Here is an 8,060-nt window from a genome sequence, read left to right on the forward strand (position 1 = left end):
TTCAACCACAGGATTAAGATAAGCGAGAAACGTTGATGTCGAATACATATGACTCCTCAAGTATCAAGGTATTAAAAGGGCTGGATGCTGTTCGTAAACGTCCAGGCATGTATATCGGTGATACCGATGATGGTACTGGCCTGCACCACATGGTCTTCGAGGTTGTTGACAACGCTATCGACGAAGCCCTCGCAGGCCATTGTGACAAAATAATTGTCACAATCCATGCAGATAACTCAGTTTCTGTACAGGATGATGGCCGCGGTATTCCTACCGACATACACGAAGAAGAAGGTGTTTCAGCAGCGGAAGTCATCATGACCGTGCTGCATGCGGGGGGTAAATTCGATGACAACTCCTATAAGGTTTCCGGCGGCCTGCATGGCGTAGGGGTTTCTGTTGTTAACGCCTTATCTGAAAAACTGGAACTGACTATCCGTCGTGACGGTAAAGTACATGAACAGACCTACCATCATGGAGTTCCGCAAGCACCACTGAAAGTCGTTGGTGATACAGAACAAACAGGAACAACTGTGCGTTTCTGGCCAAGTATGGATACGTTCAAAATTAACACCGATTTCGAATTTGATATTTTGGCAAAACGTCTGCGTGAATTATCATTCCTGAACTCCGGCGTTTCCATCCGTTTAGTTGACAAGCGCACCAATACAGAAGATCTCTTCCATTATGAAGGGGGTATTAAGGCATTTGTTGAATTCCTGAGCCGCAATAAAAACCCGATCCATCCGAATGTTTTCTATTTCTCCACTGAAAAAGACGGTATTGGTGTTGAAATTTCCATGCAATGGAATGATGGCTTCCAGGAAAACATATATTGCTTTACCAACAACATACCTCAGCGCGATGGGGGAACCCACTTAGTGGGCTTCCGTACAGCGATGACCCGTACTCTCAATAGCTATATGGATAAAGAGGGGTACAACAAAAAATCCAAAGTCAGTGCTACCGGTGATGATGCCCGTGAAGGTCTGATCGCGGTTATTTCGGTTAAAGTTCCAGATCCGAAATTCTCTTCACAAACGAAAGACAAACTGGTTTCTTCTGAAGTGAAAACTGCGGTTGAAACGATGATGAACGAGAAGCTGGTGGAATACCTGCTGGAAAACCCTAACGACGCCAAAACTGTTGTTGGCAAAATCATTGATGCAGCACGTGCCCGTGAAGCTGCTCGCAAAGCACGTGAGATGACCCGCCGCAAAGGGGCATTAGATCTGGCAGGTCTGCCGGGCAAACTGGCTGATTGTCAGGAGCGTGATCCTGCACTGTCCGAACTCTATCTGGTGGAAGGTGACTCTGCGGGCGGTTCAGCCAAACAGGGGCGCAACCGTAAAAATCAGGCTATCCTGCCACTGAAAGGTAAAATTCTGAACGTTGAAAAAGCGCGTTTTGACAAAATGCTCTCTTCACAAGAAGTGGCAACCCTGATTACCGCATTGGGTTGTGGTATTGGCCGTGATGAATACAATCCGGATAAACTGCGTTATCACAGCATTATCATCATGACCGACGCCGATGTTGACGGTTCCCATATTCGTACTCTGTTGCTGACATTTTTCTATCGTCAGATGCCGGAGATCATTGAACGTGGTTATGTCTATATTGCTCAGCCACCACTGTACAAAGTGAAAAAAGGCAAACAGGAGCAATACATCAAGGACGACGATGCAATGGAAGCCTACCAAATGTCCATTGCACTGGATGGTGCATCACTTTATACCAATCCACACGCTCCGGCTCTAAAAGGCGAAGCACTGGAAAAACTGGTAACTGAATTCAATACTACACAAAAAATAATCAAACGCATGGAACGCTTGTACCCGCTGGCGCTACTGAATAACTTAATCTACCATCCGGTATTGACCGAAGATGCCTTAACCGATCAGACCAAAGTGGAAGAATGGGTAAGTGCACTGACCATTCGTTTGAATGACAAAGAGCAACATGGCAGCACTTACAGCTACCAAATCCATGAAAATCGCGAGCGTCAGGTTTATGAGCCGGTTCTGTGCATCCGCACACACGGTGTTGATACTAACTACAATCTGGATTTCGATTTTATTCACGGAGGCGAATACCGTCGCATCAGCAAACTGGGTGAATTGATCGGTAATCTGATTGAAGAAGGTGCTTATATTGAGCGTGGCGAACGCCGTCTGGCAGTAAGTAGCTTTGAGCAAGCACTGGAATGGCTGAGCAAAGAGTCACGCCGTGGTCTTTCTATCCAACGTTATAAAGGTCTGGGGGAAATGAACCCTGATCAGTTGTGGGAAACCACAATGAACCCAGAAACTCGCCGTATGATGCGTGTCACTGTGAAAGATGCCATTGCGACCGATCAACTGTTCACCACCCTGATGGGTGATGCTGTTGAACCTCGTCGTGCATTTATTGAAGAGAACGCACTGAAAGCTGCGAATATTGATATCTGATATTCCTACACCTGCCCCGGATAACTAAAACGTTATCCGGGGAAAAGACGGTTCAAAATTTATCTATAAAATATTCATTGGTTACTTGGAAAACCATCTAAAACTGCCTTATATTACTTCTCAAATTAATTGAAAAATCCTTCATTTATTTACCCTGATAACGAGCGATTATTTAAGGATATTTCTTCATAAAAAACAAAAAATGATCTTATTAATAAGATAAGAAAAATTTCACTTTCATTATATAAATCAGGAATTTTTAATTCTCAATAACATATTGAACCTAAATGTTAAGAGTAGCTTAATTTTATTAATCATATTCAATTTCTATTATAAAGGTTATTATTATGTTAAAACGAAATTCTTCTTTTAATAGCTATATACACAAAACGCCATCTGGAACTTTATCCCGCTCAAACTCTTTCCATACTCAGCCCTCCAAAAATATGTTGAATATCAATGTCAATCATCACAACCCCAGATTAATAAATGGATATATTCCAATAGTCAAAAAAGCAACATTGCAAGAAGCGGAAATGGCAGTCAGGAAATTATATAATTCAATTCAACAGGATGGATGGCTGTCACATATCGAAAATACATATCGAAGAAGAGACAATATAGAAGCAAAATCGAATCCTTCCACCGAAGAATTATGGGATCTTCGATGTTGTATAACAGATAGCCTGTTATGTACAGTGAAAGATAATTTATCATTTCGCATCAGAAAAAAAGATAGTACCTTATATCAAGGCTGCAATTATACCTACTTTGTTTGTTATACAACTCACTTTCCAACAGACTCAGTGTCTTCTCTGATGGTGCCCATTGGAATAATGTTATTTACCTACAATGAAGATGATCACTACCCATATTATCCTGAAGTCAGTTACCTGATTACCCATCCGGGGATCCAAAATTGTGCTTATTTATTGATAGAAAAAGCTGTCAATTTGTCCTACCAAACAGGCCATCATGGAAAATTAAAATTGACGACCGCAACGAAACACCTTTCAAATGCCTACAACAGGCTTGGGTTTATTGATGATGCACCATATTCGATGATATTAGACCCAAGTAACAGCAAATTATGGGTATTTTCTGCCGCAAATGGAGGATATCGCTTTACTGGGTTGTGTCCTTAATTTTTATCGAGAAACTTAACCATGCTAGCAAATAATACTCACCAATTATTCGGAAGATACATTCAAAATACAGAAATAACGATCGCCATTCTTGGCAACTGGAACCGCATGTCATTCTGACACACATAAACAAAACGTAGATATGGCTATGAATGGAATGTCGGGAGACAGTACATGTCTGAGAATTGGCTATTATCTAAACATTCATCACTATCAATAAATTGGATTTATAACCTTCTTCCCATTGGTCACCCTGAGACTGTCTTATTTTTCTTAAAATCATTGGTTTTTTAACTTGATAGTTTTAATATAAATAAGAATAAGATAGATAACACTAAGGATATTTATATGTCAAACATGGTTTATTGCCGTGGCTGTGGAAAAGAAATCCACACCTCCGCAAGCTCTTGCCCTAGCTGTGGTGCAGTTCAAAAAGAAGAAACACAAGGTGAAAAAAGCAGAATAACTGCAGCTCTATTAGCTTTCTTTCTTGGTTTTATCGGGGTGCATAGATTTTATCTAGGAAAAATAGGATCAGGGTTTTTATACCTTATTTTTTGCTGGACGTTTATTCCTTATATCATTTCTTTTATTGAATTTATTATCTATTTATGCATGTCAGATAAAGATTTCGCTAAGAAGTATGGTTAATTAAACTCCTTTTATGTTAAACGGGCGAATTAAACCGCCCGTTCTTACCATTTAAAACACCTCAAATCAGTTTCAAGCTACTATCACTCACCTATCGAGAACAACTCTTGTTTGTGCATTTGACAAGTATCGAAAACCGGACAGTTACCCCTTGATGTAGATGCTATTATCTGTGCATTGACGAAATTAGCCAGCGCTCCACCGAAAGAGCGGCAGGCATTAAAAATACCTAGGTGATAAGCTAATTGCGGAAAGTGAAAAACAACGCTGAGATCTAAATTATGTTAAAATCAATAACATGAGAATTTATAAAAAACTAGCATGCAGGGACCAACATAAAATGGCGACACATCCTGATTGCCCCTATTACGTAAGTGTAAGATATAAAAAAACAAAACAACCACCAATATTTATTCAATAATGGCGGTCTATTAAATGCTTTACTACAACAAAATCCGCAACATACGGCGCAACGGCTCTGCCGCTCCCCACAGTAACTGATCACCAACCGTAAAGGCAGACAGATATTCCGGCCCCATGTTCAGCTTACGCAGACGCCCTACTGGTGTATTCAAAGTCCCCGTCACCGCCGCCGGTGTTAATTCACGCATGGTCAGTTCGCGATCATTCGGGATCACGCGAACCCAATCATTATGGGATGCCAACAACGTTTCAATTTCGTGAATCGGAATATCTCTTTTCAATTTCAAGGTAAATGCCTGACTATGGCAACGCAGTGCTCCAATACGGACACACAGGCCATCAACCGGAATGATGTCATCACCCGTATTCAAAATCTTGTTGGTTTCCGCCTGACCTTTCCACTCTTCACGGCTCTGCCCATTTTCTAATTGCTTATCAATCCACGGGATTAAACTCCCCGCCAGAGGAACACCGAATTGGTCGGTCGGCAGAATACCACTGCGAGTGAAATCAGTTACACGCTTTTCAATATCTAAAATCGCAGAAGCCGATTTTTGCAGTTCATCTGCAACCTGATCATGTAGCATGCCCATCTGCATCAACAATTCGCGCATATGGCGAGCACCACCACCAGAAGCTGCCTGGTAGGTTGAGACTGATGCCCACTCGATCAAATTATTAGCAAACAAACCACCTAATGACATTAGCATCAGACTGACAGTACAATTACCGCCAACAAAAGTTTTAATCCCTTTATTCAGGCTGTTCTGAATATGTTGATGGTTAACAGGATCGAGAATAATGACAGCATCATCATTCATGCGGAGTGCAGAAGCCGCATCGATCCAATATCCCTGCCAGCCCGTTGCTTTCAGTTTGGGGTAAATTTCATTGGTATAATCCCCTCCCTGACAACTAATAATAATATCCAACGCATTCAGTGCTTCAATATCAAAAGCATCCTGCAAAACGCCCGACTTACCAGTAAACTCTGGGGCTGGTTGTCCATGTTGGGAAGTCGTAAAAAAAACGGGTTTGATCTGGTTAAAATCCCCTTCTTCCACCATTCTTTGCATCAATACTGAGCCAACCATACCACGCCAGCCGATAAAACCTACACTTTTCATCATAGTTACCCTGTCTTGAAAAAGTCGTTGTCAGCACCCCTGACACTACTAAAGCTGACAAAATATGAGAAAAGGTGCAAGTAAATTTATGCGCCACAGAACTAACCATTTTGCGGCAATCCGCATGCCATTTTTAAACCATATCGAAATTTATTCAGGTATTCCTTTGCAAATATAATTAGTCTGGAGTAAATAATTTATTAATTGATCATTTAATAAAAAATTATATCAACTAATATCTCCTCCTGAATTTATATCTTAAATACGCTGTAGATTTCCTTGATTTCAATACAGAATAATAGCCAATCAAAAAATTTTTATGACAATAACGACAAATCACATCGACTTTAGCCATATCTCACCCATAATAAAAAATAGGGCGTTTATCACAAGATCTAATTATTGGGAGCATGACCCCTTATTACTCTGAAATCTGATAAAAAATAATTCGCCCGTTATCATAACGGGCTGATTATGATTACAACCATTCCAGAGCGGGATCATCCACTGGCTGCCGTAAGACTTGTTTATCTTTTTGATAATCATGTGACACTTGCCAATTTGGACTGCGTCCCTGACGGGGAAGTGCATCTTCGCCTCGTTTCACATAGCCAGATTGCAAGGCACCAAATAAATGTTTATCAGGTACTACCTCATCCGGCTGAGCATGTGGTGTCACAACCGTAGCCTGACGGCGATCCATTTCATGTAATAAACGACAAATATATTCCGCTGAGAGATCAACTTTTAATGTCCAGGCGTTGCTAATATAACCAAATAGATAAGCAAAATTAGGAATATCCTGTATCAATGTCCCTTTATAGAACATCATGTTATTACCTTGCTGTGGTTGACCATCAATAGCAATCTCAGCTCCCCCCATCAGTTGTAATTGCAACCCTGTCGCTGTCACTATGATATCAGCAGATAATTTTTTACCTGATTGCAATAAAATCCCGTCTTCAGTAATACGTTTAATTTGATCAGTGACGATAGAAGCTTTCCCCTCTTTCAGAACCTTAAATAGATTGCTGTCAGGCACAAAGCACAACCGTTCATCCCATGGCATATACTTGGGTGTCAAGTGTTTCATGTCAAAATCAGGGCCAACTTTTCTGCGGGCTAATCCCAACAATAACGATTTCAAAAAGTGAGGAAAATACCGGCTGATTTTATATAACAAGCTAAAAAATAAGATATTGCGTTTTCGGCTTAATGTATAAATCCAACGTTGTGGAATAATGCCATTCAGAAACTCAGCTATCTTATCCCTGCCCGGTATTGAAAAAATATAACTTGGGGAACGTTGTAGCATAGTAATATGCTCAGTCTCATATGCCATTGCCGGAAGTAAAGTGACTGCGGTTGCGCCACTTCCAATCACAACAACCCGCTTTCGTTTGTAATCTAATGTCTCAGGCCAGTGTTGTGGATGAACTATTGTGCCTTTAAAATCTTCAAGGCCGGGGAGCTTAGGTACATAAGGTTCATCCTGATTGTAGTAACCCGTCGCGCCGATAAGAAAATGACAAGTAAATTGCCGAGTTTCTCCACTGGTTTCATCTATTGCGGTAACAGTCCATTGGCGAGTTTCATTTGACCAGTTAATTTTGGTGATCTTTAATCCAAACTGAATTTTTTTATCAATTTCATACTCTTCTACTGCTGAATTCAGATAGCGCCTAATTGAAGGCCCATCAGCAAAAATACTGGTATCTGTCCAGGGACGAAATTTATAGCCATAGCTCATCATATCTGAATCTGTGCGAATCCCCGGATAGCGAAATAAATCCCAAGTTCCACCTATTGCGTGACGACGCTCTAAGATCCCCACTTTTTTGTCAGGACATTCTCTTGCCAAATGGCATGCCATACCAATGCCAGAAACGCCCGCTCCCATAATCAAAACATCATAATGGTTATCCATATTATTGCCTCCCCTATAAATGTACTCTTTTGATTAAATCAATCTCCCGTTACTGACGGTATGTTATTTTTTATTCAATAGAACAACCATTTGTATTTATGAGGCAGGAGTATCATGATTAGATACATAGCTGATTATTAAAAAATTTCTTTTAATTAATTAGTATTGAAAAATCATGGATAAAAAATTAATTATCACTTAAAGTGCGTATAATTATTAAAACCGCTAATATGGAAAGTAAATAAGCTTTCAAAATAGTAGATCACTTGGAGGGAACTCAGTCCAATTTTTGCGATCTGATTAATCGCCAAATCAAAAAAATCCCAAAATGGACTGA

General features: G+C 40.4%; 5 protein-coding genes. 3 read left to right on the top strand and 2 right to left on the bottom strand.

Features of this window, described 5'->3' with window-relative positions:
- The first annotated feature begins 35 nt into the window (after positions 1-35).
- The 3 genes from gyrB to Xind_RS25450 all read left to right on the top strand — a co-directional run bounded on the left by gyrB (position 36) and on the right by Xind_RS25450 (position 4,246).
- Entirely contained in the window at positions 36-2,450 is a 2,415-nt protein-coding gene (gene gyrB, locus Xind_RS25440; RefSeq protein WP_187650037.1) for a DNA topoisomerase (ATP-hydrolyzing) subunit B, read from the top strand.
- A gap of 347 nt (positions 2,451-2,797) precedes the next feature.
- Positions 2,798-3,595, top strand: a complete 798-nt coding sequence (locus tag Xind_RS25445) for a hypothetical protein (RefSeq protein ID WP_187650038.1) — start codon at positions 2,798-2,800, stop codon at positions 3,593-3,595.
- A 348-nt stretch (positions 3,596-3,943) separates the two neighbouring features.
- Positions 3,944-4,246, top strand: coding sequence for a TM2 domain-containing protein (locus Xind_RS25450; protein ID WP_187650039.1), 303 nt, complete (start codon positions 3,944-3,946; stop codon positions 4,244-4,246).
- A gap of 443 nt (positions 4,247-4,689) precedes the next feature.
- Here Xind_RS25450 and asd read toward each other — a convergent pair whose 3' ends face one another.
- The gene (gene asd / locus Xind_RS25455; RefSeq protein WP_187650061.1) at positions 4,690-5,796 is read right to left on the bottom strand and encodes an aspartate-semialdehyde dehydrogenase; all 1,107 of its coding nucleotides are present in this window, start codon (positions 5,794-5,796) and stop codon (positions 4,690-4,692) included.
- Between the two features lie 478 nt (positions 5,797-6,274).
- Positions 6,275-7,723 carry a flavin-containing monooxygenase gene (locus Xind_RS25460; RefSeq protein WP_047679008.1) on the bottom strand — a complete coding sequence of 483 codons (1,449 nt, stop codon included), beginning with the start codon at positions 7,721-7,723 and terminating at the stop codon, positions 6,275-6,277.
- Between the last annotated feature and the right edge of the window lie 337 nt (positions 7,724-8,060).

This window comes from Xenorhabdus indica (assembly GCF_014467235.1).
Classification (GTDB): Bacteria; Pseudomonadota; Gammaproteobacteria; order Enterobacterales; family Enterobacteriaceae; genus Xenorhabdus; species Xenorhabdus indica.